At 67.2% G+C, this 19,218-nt stretch carries 21 protein-coding genes; 16 read left to right on the top strand and 5 right to left on the bottom strand.

Features of this window, described 5'->3' with window-relative positions:
- Positions 1 to 31: 31 nt before the first annotated feature.
- A complete protein-coding gene (locus B6S44_RS09890; protein ID WP_129156739.1) occupies positions 32 to 922 on the bottom strand; it encodes a helix-turn-helix transcriptional regulator in 891 nt (296 codons plus the stop codon).
- A 105-nt stretch (positions 923 to 1,027) separates the two neighbouring features.
- Between B6S44_RS09890 and B6S44_RS09895 the strand changes: the two genes are divergently transcribed.
- The 14 genes from B6S44_RS09895 (at position 1,028) to B6S44_RS09960 (ending at position 14,063) form a co-directional block, all read left to right on the top strand.
- A complete protein-coding gene (locus B6S44_RS09895; protein ID WP_465246100.1) occupies positions 1,028 to 1,729 on the top strand; it encodes an ABC transporter permease in 702 nt (233 codons plus the stop codon).
- Positions 1,730 to 1,735: 6 nt separating this feature from the next.
- Positions 1,736 to 2,458, top strand: a complete 723-nt coding sequence (locus B6S44_RS09900; protein ID WP_129156740.1) for an ATP-binding cassette domain-containing protein — start codon at positions 1,736 to 1,738, stop codon at positions 2,456 to 2,458.
- Positions 2,459 to 2,489: 31 nt separating this feature from the next.
- Positions 2,490 to 3,344, top strand: a complete 855-nt coding sequence (locus B6S44_RS09905) for an ABC transporter substrate-binding protein (RefSeq protein WP_129156741.1) — start codon at positions 2,490 to 2,492, stop codon at positions 3,342 to 3,344.
- Position 3,345: 1 nt separating this feature from the next.
- Positions 3,346 to 4,167, top strand: coding sequence for a molybdate ABC transporter substrate-binding protein (locus B6S44_RS09910; RefSeq protein ID WP_129156742.1), 822 nt, complete (start codon positions 3,346 to 3,348; stop codon positions 4,165 to 4,167).
- Between the two features lie 58 nt (positions 4,168 to 4,225).
- On the top strand, positions 4,226 to 4,969 hold the full coding sequence (locus B6S44_RS09915) for a molybdate ABC transporter substrate-binding protein (RefSeq protein WP_164985777.1): 744 nt from the start codon (positions 4,226 to 4,228) through the stop codon (positions 4,967 to 4,969).
- A 134-nt stretch (positions 4,970 to 5,103) separates the two neighbouring features.
- A complete protein-coding gene (tsaA, locus tag B6S44_RS09920; protein WP_465246101.1) occupies positions 5,104 to 5,595 on the top strand; it encodes a tRNA (N6-threonylcarbamoyladenosine(37)-N6)-methyltransferase TrmO in 492 nt (163 codons plus the stop codon).
- Positions 5,582 to 6,616 carry an iron ABC transporter substrate-binding protein gene (locus tag B6S44_RS09925; protein WP_129156744.1) on the top strand — a complete coding sequence of 345 codons (1,035 nt, stop codon included), beginning with the start codon at positions 5,582 to 5,584 and terminating at the stop codon, positions 6,614 to 6,616. Before tsaA ends, B6S44_RS09925 begins: the two co-directional genes overlap by 14 nt.
- Before the next feature lie 157 nt (positions 6,617 to 6,773).
- Positions 6,774 to 7,784, top strand: a complete 1,011-nt coding sequence (locus tag B6S44_RS09930; RefSeq protein WP_129156745.1) for a FecCD family ABC transporter permease — start codon at positions 6,774 to 6,776, stop codon at positions 7,782 to 7,784.
- Positions 7,781 to 8,545: an ABC transporter ATP-binding protein gene (locus B6S44_RS09935; RefSeq protein WP_248309529.1), complete on the top strand. Its 765-nt coding sequence runs from the start codon at positions 7,781 to 7,783 to the stop codon at positions 8,543 to 8,545. The genes B6S44_RS09930 and B6S44_RS09935 overlap by 4 nt, the downstream gene beginning before the upstream one ends.
- A gap of 147 nt (positions 8,546 to 8,692) precedes the next feature.
- Positions 8,693 to 10,231, top strand: a complete 1,539-nt coding sequence (locus B6S44_RS09940) for a serine hydrolase (protein WP_129156746.1) — start codon at positions 8,693 to 8,695, stop codon at positions 10,229 to 10,231.
- 17 nt (positions 10,232 to 10,248) lie between these two features.
- Positions 10,249 to 10,578, top strand: a complete 330-nt coding sequence (locus B6S44_RS09945) for a hypothetical protein (protein WP_129156747.1) — start codon at positions 10,249 to 10,251, stop codon at positions 10,576 to 10,578.
- Between the two features lie 127 nt (positions 10,579 to 10,705).
- Positions 10,706 to 11,734, top strand: coding sequence for an amino acid ABC transporter substrate-binding protein (locus tag B6S44_RS09950; RefSeq protein WP_129156748.1), 1,029 nt, complete (start codon positions 10,706 to 10,708; stop codon positions 11,732 to 11,734).
- A gap of 122 nt (positions 11,735 to 11,856) precedes the next feature.
- The gene (locus B6S44_RS09955; protein ID WP_129156749.1) at positions 11,857 to 13,020 is read left to right on the top strand and encodes an amino acid ABC transporter permease; all 1,164 of its coding nucleotides are present in this window, start codon (positions 11,857 to 11,859) and stop codon (positions 13,018 to 13,020) included.
- Complete coding sequence (locus tag B6S44_RS09960; protein ID WP_129156750.1) at positions 13,017 to 14,063, top strand: amino acid ABC transporter permease; 1,047 nt, start codon at positions 13,017 to 13,019, stop codon at positions 14,061 to 14,063. The genes B6S44_RS09955 and B6S44_RS09960 overlap by 4 nt, the downstream gene beginning before the upstream one ends.
- 113 nt (positions 14,064 to 14,176) lie before the next feature.
- On the opposite strand, the gene B6S44_RS09965 is transcribed toward B6S44_RS09960, so the two are convergent.
- Together B6S44_RS09965 and B6S44_RS09970 are read right to left on the bottom strand one after the other, a co-directional pair.
- Entirely contained in the window at positions 14,177 to 14,923 is a 747-nt protein-coding gene (locus B6S44_RS09965; protein ID WP_129156751.1) for an acetoacetate decarboxylase, read from the bottom strand.
- Positions 14,924 to 15,084: 161 nt separating this feature from the next.
- The gene (locus B6S44_RS09970; protein ID WP_129156752.1) at positions 15,085 to 15,867 is read right to left on the bottom strand and encodes a 3-hydroxybutyrate dehydrogenase; all 783 of its coding nucleotides are present in this window, start codon (positions 15,865 to 15,867) and stop codon (positions 15,085 to 15,087) included.
- A 218-nt stretch (positions 15,868 to 16,085) separates the two neighbouring features.
- Here B6S44_RS09970 and B6S44_RS09975 point away from each other — a divergent pair, with 218 nt between their 5' ends.
- Positions 16,086 to 17,255 (top strand): patatin-like phospholipase family protein, encoded by a 1,170-nt coding sequence (locus B6S44_RS09975; RefSeq protein WP_129156753.1) that lies wholly within the window; start codon positions 16,086 to 16,088, stop codon positions 17,253 to 17,255.
- A gap of 3 nt (positions 17,256 to 17,258) precedes the next feature.
- On the opposite strand, the gene B6S44_RS09980 is transcribed toward B6S44_RS09975, so the two are convergent.
- On the bottom strand, positions 17,259 to 17,570 hold the full coding sequence (locus B6S44_RS09980; RefSeq protein ID WP_129156754.1) for a DUF1272 domain-containing protein: 312 nt from the start codon (positions 17,568 to 17,570) through the stop codon (positions 17,259 to 17,261).
- Positions 17,571 to 17,632: 62 nt separating this feature from the next.
- Here B6S44_RS09980 and B6S44_RS09985 point away from each other — a divergent pair, with 62 nt between their 5' ends.
- On the top strand, positions 17,633 to 18,625 hold the full coding sequence (locus B6S44_RS09985) for a GlxA family transcriptional regulator (RefSeq protein WP_129156755.1): 993 nt from the start codon (positions 17,633 to 17,635) through the stop codon (positions 18,623 to 18,625).
- 5 nt (positions 18,626 to 18,630) lie between these two features.
- On the opposite strand, the gene B6S44_RS09990 is transcribed toward B6S44_RS09985, so the two are convergent.
- Positions 18,631 to 19,113 (bottom strand): Lrp/AsnC family transcriptional regulator, encoded by a 483-nt coding sequence (locus B6S44_RS09990; protein ID WP_057191519.1) that lies wholly within the window; start codon positions 19,111 to 19,113, stop codon positions 18,631 to 18,633.
- Positions 19,114 to 19,218 lie beyond the last annotated feature (105 nt).

Consider the following 19,218-nt stretch of genomic DNA (forward strand, 5'->3'; position numbering starts at 1 on the left):
TTTGCAAGCTTGTTTCGCGGGCCTTGCGGCTTCAGCGGTTCAGCCGCACCGCCCCGCTGATCGAGAGGTCGTAGCCACCGAATTCGCTCGCCCGCGCCGCCATGTCGGGGCCGCGCATCCAGGCCAGCAGTTTCTGTGTCGCCGGCTCGAAATAGCACCGCCGGCGCATCACCAAGTCGACATGCTCCCAGACGAGCGGCAGGAAGGCGAGGCCGAAGGCCATGGCGATGGCGCGCGCGGCGACGCCGCAATCGGCCCGCCCGGAGCGGATCGCCAGCGCCAGATCCTGGCCGGTGGCGCAGGTCCCATCGGCGACGACCATCCGCCCCGACGGAACCCCGGCACGTTCCAGCAGGCTCAGCAGCAGCAATTGCGCCCCGGCCCCGCGCTGACGCTGGGCGAAACGCGCGCCCTTGCCGATCGCCGCACCGAGCCCATCGAGTCCGAGTGGGTTGTCCGGGGCGACCAAGAGCCCCTGCTCGCGCCTGGCAAAGTTGAGCACCACCGCATCGTGTAGCGAGGCTTCGGCCCGGATCGCGGCAAGATTGGCAGCATCGTCATCGGGCGTCGCATGCAGATGCAGCGCCGCGATCGCGACCTCGTTGCGCACCAGCCGATCGAGCCCGGCCTGCGAGCCCTCGGCCAGCAGCGCCAGCCCGCAGCCGGATTCGCGAATGGCGAGTTCGAGCAGCGAATCCTGGCTGCCGCCGACGATCGGCGGCGGCGGGACCGCGTCAAACCCAGCCGGACGCGACAGTCCGGCCTCGAGCCAGCGGTCGAGCCCGGCGCGCGGAAACAGCCATTTACCGGAAACCTTGGTACAGGGCACCGCGCTTTGCCCGACCAGCTCGTAGAGCTTGCGCTCCTTGAGGCGCAGATATGAAGCCGCTTCCTCTGTCGTAAGCCAGATCTGATCCTGCATTGACCTGCACATACCTGCGCTGGTTACAGCGTTGGCATTTGGTCGCATTGAACTCTACCAATTGCAAATGCTTGCAATCTCAAGGCAGGCACGCGGGAGCAGGCTTTGGACGTCGGCGCGATCTTTCAGGCGGCTTTTGCCTTGGTGGTCGGGCTCGATCCCGGCTTCCTCGGCATCGTCTTCCTGTCGCTACGCGTCACCCTGACCGCTGTTCTCATCGCGGCATTGATCGGCCTACCGCTCGGGGCGGCACTGGCACTGGCGCGCTTTCCCGGTCGCGCGGCCATCATTGTCTGCCTGAATGCGCTGATGGGTTTGCCGCCCGTCGTCGCCGGCCTTGCCGTCTTCCTCTTGCTCTCGCGCTCCGGCCCGCTCGGGCCGCTCGGCCTGCTGTTCACGCCGACCGCGATGATCATCGCGCAGGTGATTCTCGTCCTGCCGATCGTGATCGCGCTGACCCGGCAGGTGATCGAGGACCTCTGGAGCGAGTACCGCGACCATCTCCGCTCGGTCGGCCTCGAAGGCCTGCGCGCCATCCCGACCCTGCTCTTCGACGGACGCTTTGCGCTGGCGACGGCGCTGCTCGCCGGCTTCGGCCGCGCCAGCGCCGAGGTCGGCGCCGTCCTGATCGTCGGCGGCAACATCGCCGGCTACACCCGCACCATGACGACGGCGATTACGCTGGAGACCTCGAAGGGCGACCTGCCGCTCGCGCTCGGCCTCGGCCTCGTCCTGCTCTCGCTGACGCTCGCCATCAACGCCATCGCCTTCGGCGCCAGCCGGATCGGCGCGCGCTATGCCGGTTGAGCCGCCATGCTGAGCATAACCTCGATCCTGCCGCTCACCGTCGAGGCCGCCGCCTTCTCCGGCGACGGCAAGCTCCTGGTCGAGCCCAACAGCTTCACCATCCCGGCCGGGGGTCTCACCGTCCTGCTGGGACCAAACGGCGCCGGCAAGTCGCTGACCTTGCGTCTCTGTCACGGCCTGCTGACGCCGAGCCGCGGCGCGGTGCGCTGGGCCGCCGGAGCCGAAGGCCGCGCTAAGCGCCATGCCATGGTTTTCCAGAAGCCGATCATGCTGCGTCGCTCGGTCGAAGCGAACATCACCCATGCGCTCGCTGCTGCCGGTGCGAATGGCGCCGAGCGCAGGGCACGTGCGGCGCAGGCGCTGCAGCGCTTCGGCCTCGCCGAACGCGCCAGCCAGCCCGCTCGCCTGCTCTCTGGTGGTGAGCAGCAGCGCCTCGCCATCGCCCGCGCCTGGGCGCTCCGTCCCGAGCTGCTCTTCCTGGACGAGCCGACCTCGCAGCTCGATCCCGCCGCGACGCGCCAGATCGAGGAGCTACTCTCGGGCCTCGTCGCCGAGGGCATCACCGTGATGATGTCGACCCATGATCTCGGCCAGGCCCGCCGCCTCGCCGACCGCGTGCTCTTCCTGCATCGCGGCCGCCTGGTCGAGGACGCACCCTCCAAGGATTTCTTCGCCGGCCCGCATTCGGCCGAGGCACGCGCCTTCCTGGCAGGAGAGCTGCTCTGGTGAAACACAACGACAACGACAGGAGAAACGCCCGATGACCGCCTTGCCCCGCCGCTCCCTCATAGCCGCCGGCCTGTTCCTTGGCCTGACCGGCATCGCGCTCGCCCAGGCCCCAGCGGCCCCGAGCGGCGAGCGCTTCATCACCGTCGCGTCGACGACATCGACCCAGGATTCCGGTCTGTTCAACCACATCCTGCCGCTGTTCAAGGCCAAGACCGGCATAGAGGTCCGCGTCATCTCGCAGGGCACCGGTCAGGCCCTCGACACCGCCCGTCGCGGCGATGCCGACGTCGTCTTCGTCCATGCCAGGGCGCAGGAGCTGAAATTCGTCGAGGAGGGCTTTTCGACCGAGCGCCGGCCGGTGATGTACAACGACTTCGTCCTGATCGGCCCCAAAAGCGATCCGGCCGGCGTCGCAGGCACCAAGGACATCGTCGCAGCGCTGAAGAAGGTCCAGGAGAAGGCCTCGCCCTTCGTCTCGCGCGGCGACAAGTCCGGCACCCATGCCGCCGAGCTCAACCTCTGGAAGGTCGCGGGCATCGACATCGCCGCGCAAAAGGGCCCCTGGTACCGCGAGATCGGCCAGGGCATGGGCGCGGCGCTCAACACCTCCGGCGCCATGGGCGCCTATGTCCTCTCCGACCGTGCCACCTGGATCTCGTTCAAGAATCGCGGCGACCTCGTCATCTCCGTCGAGGGCGATCAGCGCCTGTTCAACCAGTACGGCGTGATGTCGGTGAACCCCGCCAAGCACCCGCATGTGAAGGTCGCCGACGGCAAGCTCTTCGCCGACTGGCTGACCAGCCCGGAAGGCCAGAAGGCGATCGCCGACTACAAGATCGACGGCCAGCAGCTGTTCTTCCCGAACGCCGGCCAGGCTGGAGCGTGAGATGATGCGGAGGCTCGCTCTCGCCGCCCTCGTCAGCCTGTGGCCGGCGCTCGCGCCGGCTCAGCAGGCGCAGAAGCCGGTGCTGCTCCACGCCGCCGGCAGCCTGAAGAACGCGCTGACCGAGGTCTCCAAGGCTTTCGCGGCCTCCGCGGGCATTCCGGTCACGACCAGCTTCCGCCCGTCCGGCCTGCTGCGTGAGGCTCTTGCGAAGGGCGAGCCGGCGGAGGTCTTCGCCTCTGCCAACATGGATCACCCGCTCGCGTTGGCGAAGGACGGCAAGGCCGCCCCGGTCGTGCTCTTCGTCCGCAACGAGACCTGCGCCTTCGCACGTCCGGGGCTCGACGTGACCAGCAACACGCTGCTCGCGCGCATGCTCGATCCCAAGGTCAAGCTCGGCACCTCGACTCCGAAGGCCGACCCGTCCGGCGACTATGCCTGGCAGGTCTTCGCCAAGGCCGAGAAGCTTAAAACTGGCGCCAGGGCGGCGCTGGAGGCCAAGGCCCTGCAGCTCGTCGGCGGCCCGAACAGCGCCCCGACGCCGCCTGACCGCAACGGCACCGGCCATCTGCTCGCGACCGGCGCGGCCGATCTCTTCCTCGGCTACTGCACCAATGCCGACCCTATCGCCCGCGAGCAGCCGGGCATACGCATGGTCAGATTGCCGGCAAACCTGCTGGTCGGCGCCGATTACGGGCTGACGGTGATGAACGGCGCCTCGCCGAACGCCTACCGGCTGGCCATGTTCATCCTCTCGCCCGACGGGCAGCGCATCCTGGCGCGGCATGGCTTCGTCGCACCTGCCCTGCCGCGCGAGGGGAACTGAGATATTGGCTGGGGCATCCCAGCAAAGCCGACCTGTCGCCGGGACTGCACCAGCCCCGGTGATTCTGCACGCCGCCGGCAGCTTGCGCGCAGCCCTGCTCGACATCGCCGAGGCGTTCCAGCACGAGACCGGAGTTCCCGTCTCGCCGCATTTCGGTGCCTCAGGCCTGCTGAAGGACCGGATCGCACGAGGCGAGGCCGGCGAGGTCTTCGCTTCGGCCAATCTGGAACATCCGCGGATGCTGGCGCGTGCCGGCCTCGCCGGACCGACCGTGCTCTTCGCCCGCAACGAGCTCTGCGCCTTCCTGCGGCCGGGGCTGGCGGCGACGAGCGCCAATCTGCTCGAGCTGATGCTCGATCCCAAGGTCAGGCTCGGCACCTCGACGCCCAAGGCCGATCCATCGGGCGACTATGCCTTCGCCGTCTTCGCCAGGGCGGAGGCCGTGAGACCGGGTGCAAAGGCCGCACTCGAAGCCAAGGCGCTGAAGCTCACCGGTGGGCCGGAATGCCTGCCGGCACCGGAGGGCGTCAACGTCTATGGTCACAAGCTGGCGAGCGGCGAGGCCGATATCTTCCTGGCCTATTGCACCAATGCGCAGCCACTTGCGAAGGAGCAGCCGGGGATCGCGATGCTGCGCCTGCCGGATCAGCTTACTGTGGGCGCCGAATACGGCCTGACGGTGCTGAACAAGGCCTCGCTGAGCGGCTACAGGCTCGCCATGTATATCCTCTCGCCGCAGGGTCAGGCGATTCTGGCAAGGCATGGCTTCGCCGCGCCGGGCCTGCCGCGCGAAGGACTATGATCTTGTCGTCCCGGGCGACCGAAGGGAGACCCGGGACCCATTCCGGAGCCTTTCCGATAGAGGTTCAGGAATGGATCCCGGATCGGCGCCGCTTCGCGGCTTGTACGGGATGACTGCGGAGAATGGAGAACTCGATGACGCGCACGACGATGGACTGGCAAGCGACCCGGCCGGGGGAAACCGAAGCGCCACTGCCCGAGCGGGCCGATGCCCGGCTCGTCTTCATCGGCCGCATCCGCACGCCCTTCGCGACCCGCGACGACTGCCCGCGCCAAGGCAGCCAGGACGGGCCGCTCTGCCGTGTCGAGATCGACGAACCCTGGCGGCCCGCCTTGAAGGGCATCGAAACCTTCGGCGAGCTCGATCTTCTCTACTGGATGCACGAAGCCAGGCGCGATCTGCTGACGCAGACGCCGCGTGGCGGCGGCACACTCGGCACCTTTGCACTGCGCTCACCGGTCCGCCCGAACCCGATCGCATTGTCGCGGGTGAAGCTCGAAGGCGTCGAAGGAGGCACCCTGCTCGTGCGCGGGCTCGACTGCCTTGACGGCACGCCGCTGCTCGACATCAAGCCGTTTCGCTGCAGCCATTCGCACGCCTCGGAGCCCCGGCATGCCGCATCCTGACCGCCGCAGTGTCCTCGCGGGCCTCAGTGCGACGCTTGCCCTCCCGCGCCTCGCCCGTGCCGCGACCATCCGCGATGGCGCCGGCCGCGAGGTCCCGGTCCCCGGCAAGGTCGAGCGCATTTTTCCAGCCGGCCCCCCGGCGGCGATCCTGATCTACACGCTCGCGCCCGACCTCCTGATCGGCTGGCCGCGCGCCAACCGGCCTGAAGAACGCGAATTCCTGCTGCCTGGCATCGGCCACCGACCCGAGATCGGCCGCATCACCGGCCGCGGCAACAGCGCCAATCTCGAAGCCGTGCTGCAGGCCAAGCCCGATCTCATCATTGATTCCGGCTCGACCGGCCGCACCTATGTCGAGCTCGCCGAGCGCGTGCAGCAGCAGACCGGCATTTCTTACGCCCTGCTCGATGGCCGCTTCGAGCAGACCCCGGCGAGCTACCGCATCCTCGGCCAGCTCACAGGCCGGAGCGAGCGCGCCGAGACATTGGCGCGCTGGTGCGAGGACAGCTTTGCCACGATCCGTGGCCGCATCGCTGCGATCCCGGCCGAGAAGCGTCCGAGCGTCTACTATGCCCGCGGCCCGCGCGGACTGGAGACCGGACTCGGCGGCTCGATCAATGTCGAGACGCTCAGCTTCCTCGGCGCGCGCAATGCCGCCGCCGAACAGCAGGGCAGCGGCCTGGCCCAGGTATCGCTCGAACAGGTGCTGGCGTGGAATCCCGATGTCATCGTCACCATCGACCTCGCCTTCGCCGAAAGCGTGCGCAGCGATCCGAACTGGGCCGGCGTCAAGGCGGTGCGCGAGGGCCGCGTCCATCTCTCGCCGAAGCTGCCCTTCGGCTGGGTCGACTTCCCGCCTTCGGTTAACCGGGCGATCGGCCTGTGGTGGTTGGCAAAGCTGCTCTATCCCGCGCAGTTTCCGGAAGACATCCGCAAGCTCGCCCGCGACTTCCACACCCTGTTCTATCAGTTGACGCCGAACGAGGCACAACTCGACCGCGTGCTGGCGGGGCGGGGATGATGTCTCAAATCGTCGTGTCATCCCGGGCGCAGCGCAGCGGAGACCCGGGATCCATTCCGGAACGGGTCAGGAATGGATCCCGGATCGGCGCCGCTTCGCGGCTTGTCCGGGATGACCATGTCGTGGTTCGGTGTCCCGACGAGTACCCCCAATCGTCATGACCTCCTCCCTGCGCGGCAACCTGATCGCCCTCCTCCTCCTGGCGCTCGCCGTGCTCGCCGCCTTTGCGCTCGGCCGCTACCCGGTCACACCCGGCGATCTCGGCCGCCTCGTCTGGTCGCTCGTCACGAGCGAGCCCTCCGGCTTGCCGGCACAGATCGAGACCGTGGTCTGGAACATCCGCGGCCCGCGCATTGTCGCGGCGATCCTGTGCGGGGCGGCGCTTGCCATCGCCGGCTGCGCCTTCCAGGGCTTGTTCCGCAACCCTTTGGTCTCCCCCGACATCCTCGGCGCCTCATCGGGCGCGGCGCTTGGCGCCGTCATCGGCATCTATCTCTCGCTCGGCCTCTTCGGCATCCAGCTCGCCGCCTTCGTCGGCGGCCTCGTCGCAGTCGGCGCCGTCTATGCTGTCGGCCGGGCGGTCAGGCGTGGCGACCCCGTGCTCGTATTGGTCCTGACCGGCGTCGTCGTCGGCTCGCTGCTCGGGGCGGGCATCGGCCTGGTGAAGTACTGGGCCGACCCTTACAACCAGCTGCCGGCCATGACCTTCTGGCTGCTCGGCAGCCTCGCCGGCACGGCCAAACCCGATCTCATCCCTCTGCTCGGCCCGGTCCTGATCGGCGCTGCGATCCTCTTGGCGCTGCGCTGGCGCATGAACGTGATGTCATTGCCGGAGGAGGAGGCACGCGCGCTCGGCCTCGCCACCGGCCCGTTGCGTATAGCCATCATCGCCGCGGCGACTCTGGTGACCGCGGCGAGCGTCGCGGCTGCCGGCATCATCGGCTGGGTCGGCCTCGTCGTGCCGCATCTCGCCCGCTTCCTCGTCGGCCCCGATTTCGGCCGCCTTATGCCGACGGCGGCGCTGCTCGGCGGCGGCTACCTCCTCGCCATCGACACGCTGGCGCGCACCGCCGCCCCGGTCGAGACCCCGCTCGGCATCCTCACCGCCGTGATCGGCACGCCCTTCTTCATCTGGCTGCTGGCGTCGGCGCGCGGAGGCTGGTCGTGAGCCTCTCCGCCTCTGCCTTGGCTTACGGCTATCGCGAGCGCGAGATCGGCCGCGACATCGCGCTCGATCTCGCCGGCGGGCAGGTGCTGGCCCTGCTCGGCCCGAACGGCCATGGCAAGACCACGCTGCTCAAGACCCTGCTCGGCCTGCTGCCTGCCAAGAGCGGAGCGCTCACGCTCGACGGCAGACCGCTGGCAGCGCTCTCGGTCGGCGAGCGTGCCCACGCCCTCGCCTATGTGCCGCAGGTCCATGTCGGAACCTTCGCCTTCTCGGTGAGCGAGGTCGTGCTGATGGGGCGCACCGCGCGCTCGAGCCTGTTCGCGGCGCCTTCCGCACATGACCGCGACATGGTGAGCGCGATGCTGCAACGGCTCGGCATCGCGCATTTGGCAGAGCGTCCCTACACCGAGATTTCCGGCGGCGAGCGCCAGCTCGTCATGATCGCCCGGGCACTCGCCCAGGAGCCGCGTTACGTCATCCTCGACGAGCCGACTGCGAGCCTCGACTTCGGCAATCAGGGCAAGGTGATGAGCCAGATCCGGCGGCTCGCCGGCGAGGGTCTCGGCGTGCTCTTCACCACCCATGATCCCAACCAGGCGCTGCGCTATGCCGACCGGGCGCTGCTCCTGCGCGATGGCCGGGCGCTGGCGAGCGGAGCTGCGGCCGAACTGCTGACGCCGGAACAACTCGCGGCGCTTTACGGCAGCGTCATCGAGACCATCAGAGGCGAGGATGGAAAGCTCGCCTTCCTGCCCGGCTGAGCGGTCGAATCCCCGATCCCGTCACAATCTCCTGATCCTGTTTACCTAGGGTCAGAAAATGGCGTGGGATCGTCGCGCCGCCGGCGGATGGACCTGCTTTCGGCAGCGCTATCTGTCGGCCTCTTCGACGCCTTGGGGAGATAGTCAATGCAGCGCATCATTGCAGCGGCGCTCCTGCTCGGCCTCTCCGCCATCTCCGACGTGGTAAACGCCAACGCACAGCAGCCCACGCAAGGCTCGATCGAAGCGCTGCTGCCGGAGTTCGAGAAGCAGGTCGCCGAGGGCATGAAGGCCTTCTCGGTGCCGGGCGTCGCCATCGGCATCATCCATGACGACAAGCTGATCTACGCCAAGGGCTTCGGCGTCCGCGCGCTCGGCAAGCCCGATCCGGTCACGCCCGAGACGATCTTCCAGGTCGGCTCGACCACCAAGGCTTTCCTCGCCACCACGCTGGCGCAGGCGGTCGATGCCGGCCGGCTCGGCTGGACCGATCCGGTCATCGACCATGTCCCCGAGTTTCAGCTCGCCGATCCCTGGGTTACCCGCGAATTCCGCGTGCTCGACCTTGCCGCCCAGCGCTCGGGCCTGACGGCTTATGTCAACGACGCGCTCACCATGCTCGGCTACGACAAGCAGACACTGATCCGCTCGCTACGGGTCGCGCCGCAGCTCGGGATGTTCCGCTCCGATTTCCGCTATCTCAACATCCCGCATGTCGTCGGCGGCGAGGTCGTCGCCAAGGCCAATGGCGCGCCGTCCTGGTTCGACTCGCTGAAGGCGAGCCTGCTGGCCCCGCTCGGCATGGCCGCGACGACGGCAACGGCCGAGGCGATCACTGCAGCGCCCAACCATGCGCAAGGCCATCGCCTCGCCGACAAGCCGGTCGCCGTGCCCTTCCACCCATCCTTCCCCTATGCGCTCGGCCCGGCCGGGGCGCTCAACTCGAACATCCCCGACATGGCCAGATGGCTGCGCCTGCAGCTTGGCCGCGGCCAGTTCGAGGGCAAGGTCCTGGTCTCCGAGGCTAATCTCGACGTCACCTGGACGCCCCGCGTCGCCATGAACGAGCGCACCAGCTACGCCATCGGCTGGGTTGCGACCGCGACGCCGCGCGGCCGGATCATCTGGCATAATGGCGGCACTGCCGGCTTCGGCGCCCATGCCGGCTTCCTGCCGGACGGCAAGACCGGCATCGTCATCCTGACCAATCTCGACAATGGCGGCATGCCGGACGCGCTGGCGATGTGGTTCTACGACCGGGTCCTCGGCAACCCCGCCGTCGACAACATCGCGCTCGCCGCCGCCAGTGCAAAAGGCCGTCGCGAGGCGGCGCAGGCCGAGGCCGCCGGCTTCGTGCCCGGCCCATTGTCGCCGCTCGCCGCCGCCTTCGCCGGCAATTACGCCTCGCCGATCCTCGGCGACGCCACCGTCGCGCTCATCGAGGGCAAGCTTAACCTCATGCTGGAGAAGACGGAGGCGCAGGTCCTGCTCGAGCCGAACAGGGACGACCCCTATCTGTTCCAGGCGCGGCTGGCGCCGATCGGCGCCTTCGTCGCGCCCGCCGAGATGTCCGGCGGCGAGCCTTTCGTCCGGCTGCGCTTCGAGACCGACGCCGCGGGCAAGATCACGCAGATGCGCTGGCTCAGTCCCGAGCTGCCGCATGCCTTCGCGCGCTCGGCGCAGTGATGGGAGGGAGCATCACCATGATGATCCGAACCGCCGTCCTTTCGTTCGCCCTCGCCCTTGCCGCCGGCCCCAACGTCTCGGCCGCGCCGGCCTTCATGCCGCTGCCGGAAGCAGCACCCGCCCTGCCGATCGAGCCCGCCCGCTCGGCGTTGCGCAAGTTCTTCGATGCGCTGGGGGACGATGATGTCCATGACGACCACTACGACTGGAACGACTATCGCGACACGACCTCGCGCAAGGACCGCATCCGCGACTACCAGCGTATGCAGCTCGACGCGCAGAAGGATTACTGGCGCCAGCAGAAGGACATGCAGAAGCGGGCGATCAAGGCCCAGCGCGGCTGGTAGGCCAACGGCACTGCCGCCACGTCAGGCTTTGGCAGGAAACAGCAAACACCCCCTTACCTTCCCCGGTCAGGCTGTTGCATAGTCAGCCAGACGTGGCGTCATGGCGCCACAAGACTGGGGAACGCACATGAAGACCTTTATTCTCGCCGCGGCGCTCCTCGCCGCCGGCACCCTCGCCGCTTCCGCGCAGCAGCTCGCGCCCAGCCCGACGCTCGACGCCATCAAGGCGCGCGGCCATCTCGAATGCGGCGTGCATCTCGGCCTGCCCGGCTTCTCCTTCGCCAACGACAAGGGCGAGTGGACCGGGCTCGACGTCGACTACTGCAAGGCGCTCGCCGCCGCCGTGCTCGGCGACGCCACCAAGGTCAAGTTCACGCCGACCTCGGTGCAGCAGCGCTGGCCGATCCTGCAATCGGGCCAGGTCGACCTGCTCTCGCGCAACTCGACCATCACCTTCTCGCGCAACGCCACGCTCGGCCTGAACTTCCAAGGCATCAACTTCTACGAAGGCCAGACCTTCATCGTCCGTAAGAAGGCCAATGTGAAGTCGGCCGAGGAGCTCGACGGCGCCTCGGTCTGCGTCGCCGCCGGCTCGACCGAGGAGAAGAACGCCGCCGACTGGTTCCGCGAGCGCAACCTCAAGGTCACCATCACCAACTTCCAGAAGAACGACGACGCCATCACCGCCTATGACAGCGGCCGCTGCGACGCCTACACCGCCGGCGTCGGCGCGCTCGCCGGCCAGCGTGCCAAGCTCAAGGTTCCGGACGACCACACCATCCTGACCAAGCCGATCTCGAACGACCCGCAGGGCCCGGTGACGCGCTATGGCGACGAGCGCTGGCAGCTGATCGTGCGCTGGGTGCTGAACGGCACCATCGCTGCCGAAATGCTCGGCGTCACCTCCAAGAACGTCGACGAGATGAAGGCGAACTCGAAGAACACCGAGGTCCGCCGCCTGCTCGGCGCCGAGGGTGGCTTCGGCGCGATGATGGGTCTGGCGGACGACTGGATGTACAAGGCGATCAAGCAGGTCGGGAACTATGGCGAGAGCTATGAGCGCACCGTTGGTCTGGCTTCGCCGCTGAAGCTCGAGCGCGGCCAGAACCAGCTCTGGACCAAGGGCGGCCTGATCTTCACCCCGCCGTTCCAGTGAGAGCTGGTCGTCATGGTCGGGCTTGACCCGACCATCTCGGAAACCAGCCTTCGTGTCAGGAGGTTCTCGGGTCGCAGCTGCGCTGCGCCCGAGAATGACGCCCCAAGCCGGACGGCCGCCCCTTGAGCAAAGCCTTCGCCTTCATCAACGACAAGCGCGTCCGCGACGTCTTCTACCAGGCGGCGCTGCTGATCGGGCTTGCGGCGCTGCTCGTCTATTTCATCCGCAACGCCTCGCAGAACATGGTCCAGGCCGGCATCGCCTCGGGCTTCGATTTCCTCTGGCGCACCTCCGGCATCGAGGTGCCCTTCGTCCTGACCAACTACACCCAGTCCGACAACATCCTGTCGCTGTTCTGGGCCGGCGTCGCCAACACGCTGCTGGTGACGGTGATTGCGCTCGTGCTCTCGACGGCGCTCGGCTTCCTGATCGGCATCGCAAGGCTCTCCTCGATCTGGCTGGTCCAGGCGATCGCCGGCGCCTATGTCGAGTTCGTCCGCAACATCCCGCTCTTGTTCTTCGTACTGTTCTGGTATTTCGGCGTCATCGCCGCCCTGCCGGCCCCCCGCGAGAGCCTCTCGGTCTTCGGCGTCGCCTTCCTCAACAATCGCGGCCTGACCATCCCGCTGCCCGATGCTGGCGCGAACTTAAAATACGCCTTCATCGCGATCGCGATCTCCTGCCTGCTGCACTGGCTGTTCCTGCGCTGGGCGAGGCGGCGCAAGGAGGCGACCGGCCGGGATGCACCGATCCTGCGCGTCGGCCTCGTCCTGCTGCTGCTCATCCCTGTGCTGGCGCTGACCTGGGCAAGCCTGGCGACGCGCTGGGACATTCCCGTGCTGCGCGGCTTCAACTATCGCGGCGGCTTCGTCGTCATCCCGGAATTCGTCGCGCTGCTGGCGGCGCTCGTCACCTACACCGCCGGCTTCATCGCCGAGATCGTGCGTGGCGGCATCCAGTCGGTCCCGCATGGCCAGGTCGAGGCCTCGAGCGCACTCGGCCTGCGCCCCGGCCAGACGCTGCGGCTCGTCACCATCCCGCAGGCGCTGCGGGTGATGACGCCGCCGATGACCAACCAGTATCTCAACGTGCTGAAGAACTCGTCCTTCGGCGCTGCCATCGCCTATCCCGACGTGGTCAGCCTGTTCATGGGCTCGGCGCTCACCAACACCGGCCAGGCGATCGAGATCATCGCCATGACGCTCGCCCTCTATCTCGTCATCGGCCTCGCCGTCTCGGCCTTCATGAACTGGTACAATGCCCGCATCGCGCTGGTGACCCGATGAGCGCCGCCGCAACCCTTCCGGCCAGCTGGCGCGAGCGCCTGTTCGGCACCCCGGCGACGACGGTGGTGACGCTGCTGCTGGCCGCCGCGATCGCCTGGATAGCCGTCCCGATCATCCGCTGGGCCCTGATCGACGCGACCTGGAGCGGCCAGACCCGCAATGACTGCACCGGAACCGGTGCCTGCTGGGTCTTCGTCAAGGCGCGCTTCGGCCAGTTCATGTACGGCTTCTATCCGGTCGACGAGCGCTGGCGTCCGAACCTCGCCGGGATCGTCTTCGCGCTGAGCGGGGCCGCGATCGTTTTTGCGCCGAAGCAGCTGAAGCTGCGCCTCGGCCTCGCCGCGCTCGTCATCCTGCCGTTCCTCGGCGTCTGGCTGCTCGCCGGCGGCTTCGGCCTGCGCGCGATCGAGACGCGCGAATGGGGCGGGCTGATGCTGACCGTCTTCATCTCGATCTATGCCAGCCTGATCGCGATCCCGCTCGGCATCCTGCTCGCGCTCGGCCGGCAATCCGAGCTGAAGGTGGTCAAGCTGATCTCGGTGCTGTTCATCGAGTTCTGGCGCGGCGTGCCGATCATCGCCGTGATCTTCCTGGCTTCGCTGCTGCTGCCGCTGATCATGCCGTCCGGCATCGGCGTCGACCGTCTGGCGCGCGCCGTGATCGGCCTCGGCTTCTGCATCGCCGCCTATATGGCCGAGGCCGTGCGCGGCGGCCTGCAGGCCCTGCCGAAGGGTCAGCGCGAGGCTGCGACCGCATTGGGCCTGAGTTACTGGAAGGCGACCTGGTTCATCATCCTGCCGCAGGCGCTGCGCATCTCGCTGCCGGCAATCACCAACGAGTTCATCGCGCTGGTCAAGAACACCACGCTCGTTCTCGTGGTCTCGATCCTCGACCTGCTCGGTATCGCCCAGGCCTCGCTCGCCGACCCGAACTGGGTCGGCATGAACATGGAGGCCTATGCCTTCTCCGGCGGAATCTACTGGCTGATCTGCTTTGCGCTCTCGCGTTGGAGCCGGAGTATGGAGACGCAGCGAGGGCGGTAGCGCCTCGCCGTCATGCTCGGGCTTGACCCGAGCATCTCGAAAACCAGTGCCTATTGGTCCCGAGTTTCTCGGGTCTGCGCTTCGCTCCGCCTGAGACTGACGGCATGCGGGTTTCACCCCTTCATGTAATCGTGGATCTTGCGGCCAAACGGCAGGGTCAGGTCGGCGATGAAGTGATGCGCGCCGAGCACCTTGCGCACCGGCAGGTCGGCGACCGGCGCATTGACGTGCGGGACGAGGTGCAGCCGGCCGGGCCCGATCCAGGAGCCCTTCACCGTGATGTCGGTGAGGTTGAGCGCGACGAGCTGGCAGATCTCCGGCTCGCCGTCGACGCCCGGGATGATCTTCAGGTTGACCTGGGTCTTGGTCAGCATCGCGGTGGTCTTGACGCCGTTGCCGGCGAGGCTCTCGTGCTTGTAGCCCATCGTCCCCATGGCGACCTGCTGACCGGCATATTCGAGCGTGCCGGTCAGCGTGTCCTTGACCACTTCGAGCTTGGGGTGGGCGTATTTCTTCGGGAAGCCCCAGATCTCGCGGCCGGCCGAGATCGGCGGCTCGATGTCGAGATACATCTGCGAGACGAAGCTGACCTCCTCGTCGCCGAACATGCAGGGGATGACGATCCCGGTCTCGGTATAGGTGCCGAAGCCGGAGGAATCCGGCATCTTGATCCATTCATAGTGCACCACCGGCTGCGCGATCGGCATCAACGGCTCGGGCAGATGATGGCGGATCAGCTCCGGATCGGTCTCGTAGCTGATGATCATGTATTCGCGGTCGATGAAGCGGTACGGCCCGGCCGGATAGCTCGGCCCGGCAAGCGGCATCGAAGGCAGGTCGAGGATCTGCTGGCGGTTCATGGGCTTGTCCTCGCTGGGCCGGAAGAAGCGATGGCTCGCAGCACGCCGTCATTGCGAGGAGGCGTAGCCGACGAAGCAATCCAGGGGGACGTGGAGTGCTGCCGCCCCTGGATTGCTTCGCTGCGCTCGCAATGACGACAGTGCGATGCCTAAGCAGACGACTACTGCGCGGTCCAGCCGCCGTCGACCGGCAGGATGACACCGGTGATCGACTTTGCCGCATCTGAGGCGAGGAAGACAGCGAGCGCCGCCACCTCCTCGCTGGTGACGAACTGCTTGGTCGGCTGGGCATGCAGGAGCACGTCGTTGATGACCTGCTCCTTGGTCAGGCCGCGCGCCGCCATGGTCTCCGGAATCTGCTTCTCGACCAGCGGGGTCCAGACATAGCCGGGGCAGATCGCATTGGCGGTGATGCCGAAGGTCGCCGCCTCGAGCGCGACCGTCTTGGTCAGCCCGGCGATGCCGTGCTTGGCGGCGACATAGGCGCTCTTGAACGGCGAGGCGACCAGCGCATGGGCCGAGGCCGTATTGATGATCCGGCCCCATTTGCGCTGCTTCATCCCCGGCAGCGCCGCGCGGATGGCGTGGAAGGCCGCCGAGAGGTTGATCGCGATGATCGCGTCCCATTTCTCGACCGGGAATTCCTCGACCGGCGAGACGAACTGGATGCCGGCATTGTTGACGAGGATATCGACGCCGCCGAACTCTGCCTCGGCCTCGGCGATCATCGCAGCGATCGCGCCACCATGGGCCATGTCGGCCGGCGAATAGCGCGCCTTCACCGCGAAATCGACTTCGATTCCGGCGCGCTCTTTTTCGATCGCATCCGGCTCGCCGAAGCCGTTGATGACGATGTTGGCGCCCTCGGCTGCATAGGCGCGGGCGATGGAAAGCCCGATGCCCGAGGTCGAGCCGGTGACGACGGCAGTCTTGCCCTTGAGCATGCTTTTGATCTCCAGCCGCGCGAACACGACGCGATGCTGCGTCGCAAGGTCCATGCCGCTGAGGTGGAAGAGCAAGCTGACGGGGCGATGAAGCTTGTCTGACGGGGACGTGACACCGATATCCAATCCTGCCCGCGTCACATGCCTGTCACCGCCTGCCCATCAGACATGGGCGAAATCCAGCTCTCCCCAAAAACCGAGCGAACGGAAACCGCGCCATGAACGCCCCTTTTGCGCCTTCGCCGTCCTCCGCTGAACGTCATCTCGGCTGGCGCCCCGAGCGTTGCGACCGTGTCGCGCTGGTGCTCCAGGGTGGCGGCGCGCTCGGCGCTTATCAGGCTGGCGTCTACCAGGCCCTGCACGAAGCCGATATCGCCCCGGACTGGGTCTCGGGCGTCTCGATCGGTGCGATCAACGCGGCGCTGATCGCCGGCAACCCGCGCGAGCGCCGGCTCGAGCGGCTGGAAACCTTCTGGAACCGCATCACCGATCGCAAGGTCTGGTGGTTCACGCCCGAAGGCGACATCTTCCGCCAGGCCCGCAACGCGACCTCGTCATTCATGACCACGGTGCTCGGCCAGCCCGGCTTCTTCGAACCACGCCGCACCAGCGCCTGGCTCGCACCAGCCGGCGCCACTGACGCGACCAGCTTCTACGACACCTCACCCCTGCGCGAGACTTTGCTCGAGCTGGTCGATTTCGACCTGATCAACGAAAAGCGCACGCATTTCTCGGTCGGCGCCGTCAACGCGCTCTCCGGCAACTTCGTCTATTTCGACAACACGCTGGAAGAGATCACGCCCGAGCATGTGATGGCCTCCGGCGCGCTGCCGCCGGCCTTCCCGACCGTGCAGATCGGCACCGAGCACTACTGGGACGGCGGCATCGTCTCCAACACGCCGCTAGCGCACCTGCTCGCCCAGGACGACACGCTGAATTCGCTGATCTTCCAGGTCGATCTGTTCTCGTCGCGTGGCCCGATGCCGCGCACGATGCAGGACGTGATGGGCCGCCACAAGGACATCATGTACTCCTCGCGCACCCGCATGGTCACCGATCTGTTCCAGACCCTGCAGGGCTGGAAGAAGAAGACCCATGAGGCCCTCACCCACATCCCCGAGGATGCCCTGAGCGAGGAGGACCGCAAGCTCCGCGACGAGCTCGCCTTGATCCCCGAGCACACCATCCTGCAATTGATCTACCAGCAGAAAAGCTATGAGAGTCACGCCAAGGACCACGAGTTCTCGCGCACCTCGATGAAGGATCACTGGCACTCCGGCTATGAGGACACCAAGCAGACGCTGACCCGCAAGGACTGGCTGACGATCCCGCCGGACGGCGCGGGGATCGTCACCCACGACGTCCATCGCGACTTCGAGCGGCGCTGAGTTTCAGCGCTGGGCCGGCGGCACGTTGCGTAGCAGTTCGGTTCGCTCGCGCCGCTGCTCCTGCGTCCATTGCGAATGATGGCGCTCGGTCGAGGCCGGCCGGTTGGCGAGCCCGAGGCCGAGCCCGCCCCAGTCGCTGACAGGCCGGATCGGCCGCTGCACGAAGCCGCCGCCGCAACTCGGGCAGACGTTTTCCAGCGTCTTCTCGGCGCATTCCGCGCAATAAGTGCACTCATAGCTGCAGATGCGTGCCTCCAGCGAGGCTGGCGGCAGGTCGCAGTCGCAGAGTTCGCAGTTCGGCCGAAGTTGCAGCATGGCGTCGTTCCTCTCGTGGCCAAGGCTGGATGTCATGATCAGGCGATGTCATAAATGACAAGATGACCTCGTTTCCTGCCATAGCAGCTCCAGCGCCGATCCGCGTCGTGATCGTGCTGTTCCCGCGCACCAAGCTGCTCGACGTCACCGGGCCACTGCAGGTTTTCAACGACGCGAAGCGCGCCGATGGCAGCGCTGTCTACGAGATCACCCTCGCCTCGGAGCATGGCGGCCGGGTCGAGACCGATGCCGGCGTGCCGCTGCCGAGCGTCACGTTGGCCGAGGCCGCGGCGCAGCCGGTCGACACATTGCTGGTCTCGGGCGGGCGCTCGGCCCTGGAAGCGGCCGACTCGGAAGCGCTGCTCGACTTCCTGCGCGAGCAGAGCGGCAAGGTCCGCCGCCTCGGCTCGATCTGCCTCGGCGCGTTCATCCTCGCCGCCGCCGGCCTGCTCGACGGCTGCGAGGCGACGACACATTGGGAATATGCCGACCGGCTCGGCGCGGCCCATCCGGCGACCACCGTCACGCCCGACGCGATCTTCGTCAGCAATGGCAGGATCTGGACCTCGGCCGGCGTCTCGACCGGGATCGACATGGCGCTCGCCATGGTCGAGGAGGATCTCGGCCGCAAGGCGGCGCTCGATCTGGCGCGCGACCTCGTGCTCTACCTCAAGCGCCCCGGCGGCCAGTCGCAGTTCAGCGGCGAATTGCAGCGCCAGTCGCGCGATGCCGCCGGCCGCTTCGAGCGCCTGCACGCCCATATGCGCGAGCACGCCGCCAGCGATCTCTCCGTGCCGGAGCTCGCCCACATCATGGCGATGAGCCCGCGCCATTTCGCCCGGATTTATGCACAGGAGACCGGCATGAGTCCGGCCAAGGCCGTCGAGGCGGTCCGGCTCGATCTCGTCCGCGACCTCCTGGAAGAAAGCGAGCTCGGCATCCAGCAGATCGCAGCCCGCGCCGGCTTCGGCGATGACGAGCGCCTGCGCCGCGCCTTCCTGCGCCGCTATGGCGTCGCGCCGGGCGAATACCGGACGCGGTTCGGAAACGGATGAGCCGGCTAGCCCCGGCCCAGCTCGACCGGCACCGAATAGGAGCGCTTCACCCGTCCGAGCGCGAAGCTCGATTCGATCGAGGCGACGTTGTCGAGCCTCGTCAGCTTGTCCTTGAGGAAGCGCTCATAGGCGGCAAGATCGCTGACGATGATGCGCAGCAGGTAATCGCGCTGGCCGGTCATCAGATAGCAGTCGGCGACTTCGGGCCAGCGCGAGACCGCCGCCGCAAAGCGGTCGAGTTCCTCCTCGCGCTGCCGCTCCAGCTTGATCGAGGCGAAGACCGAGACCGGCAGGCCGAGTTTCTCCTGGTTCACGATGGCGACATAGCCTTCGATGATCCCGGCCTCTTCCAGCAGGCGCACCCGCCTGGCGCAGGGGCTCGGCGACAGCCCGACCTTGCCGGCAAGCTCCTGCACGCTGATCCGCCCATCCGCCTGCAAGGCCTGGACGATGCGGCGATCAATATCGTCGAGCTTGAACTCTGGCATTTTCCCTCGCAGGCCACCGCGAACTTAGCGGAAACCACCAAGAGCGGAAGTAGCCGGGCAATAATTGTGACATTCCCGTCACGGTTGTAATTTTGCTGCGTTTTC

This window comes from Allobosea sp. Tri-44 (assembly GCF_004123845.1).
Lineage (GTDB): Bacteria > Pseudomonadota > Alphaproteobacteria > Rhizobiales > Beijerinckiaceae > Allobosea.

Bases quoted from the DNA above. Each gene is read 5' to 3' on its own strand.
- B6S44_RS09890 (WP_129156739.1), bottom strand. From the start codon at position 922: ATGCAGGATCAGATCTGGCTTACGACAGAGGAAGCGGCTTCATATCTG.
- B6S44_RS09900 (WP_129156740.1), top strand. From the start codon at position 1,736: ATGCTGAGCATAACCTCGATCCTGCCGCTCACCGTCGAGGCCGCCGCC.
- B6S44_RS09905 (WP_129156741.1), top strand. From the start codon at position 2,490: ATGACCGCCTTGCCCCGCCGCTCCCTCATAGCCGCCGGCCTGTTCCTT.
- B6S44_RS09910 (WP_129156742.1), top strand. From the start codon at position 3,346: ATGATGCGGAGGCTCGCTCTCGCCGCCCTCGTCAGCCTGTGGCCGGCG.
- tsaA (WP_465246101.1), top strand. From the start codon at position 5,104: ATGACGCGCACGACGATGGACTGGCAAGCGACCCGGCCGGGGGAAACC.
- B6S44_RS09925 (WP_129156744.1), top strand. From the start codon at position 5,582: ATGCCGCATCCTGACCGCCGCAGTGTCCTCGCGGGCCTCAGTGCGACG.
- B6S44_RS09930 (WP_129156745.1), top strand. From the start codon at position 6,774: ATGACCTCCTCCCTGCGCGGCAACCTGATCGCCCTCCTCCTCCTGGCG.
- B6S44_RS09940 (WP_129156746.1), top strand. From the start codon at position 8,693: ATGCAGCGCATCATTGCAGCGGCGCTCCTGCTCGGCCTCTCCGCCATC.
- B6S44_RS09945 (WP_129156747.1), top strand. From the start codon at position 10,249: ATGATGATCCGAACCGCCGTCCTTTCGTTCGCCCTCGCCCTTGCCGCC.
- B6S44_RS09950 (WP_129156748.1), top strand. From the start codon at position 10,706: ATGAAGACCTTTATTCTCGCCGCGGCGCTCCTCGCCGCCGGCACCCTC.
- B6S44_RS09960 (WP_129156750.1), top strand. From the start codon at position 13,017: ATGAGCGCCGCCGCAACCCTTCCGGCCAGCTGGCGCGAGCGCCTGTTC.
- B6S44_RS09965 (WP_129156751.1), bottom strand. From the start codon at position 14,923: ATGAACCGCCAGCAGATCCTCGACCTGCCTTCGATGCCGCTTGCCGGG.
- B6S44_RS09970 (WP_129156752.1), bottom strand. From the start codon at position 15,867: ATGCTCAAGGGCAAGACTGCCGTCGTCACCGGCTCGACCTCGGGCATC.
- B6S44_RS09975 (WP_129156753.1), top strand. From the start codon at position 16,086: ATGAACGCCCCTTTTGCGCCTTCGCCGTCCTCCGCTGAACGTCATCTC.
- B6S44_RS09980 (WP_129156754.1), bottom strand. From the start codon at position 17,570: ATGCTGCAACTTCGGCCGAACTGCGAACTCTGCGACTGCGACCTGCCG.
- B6S44_RS09985 (WP_129156755.1), top strand. From the start codon at position 17,633: ATGACCTCGTTTCCTGCCATAGCAGCTCCAGCGCCGATCCGCGTCGTG.
- B6S44_RS09990 (WP_057191519.1), bottom strand. From the start codon at position 19,113: ATGCCAGAGTTCAAGCTCGACGATATTGATCGCCGCATCGTCCAGGCC.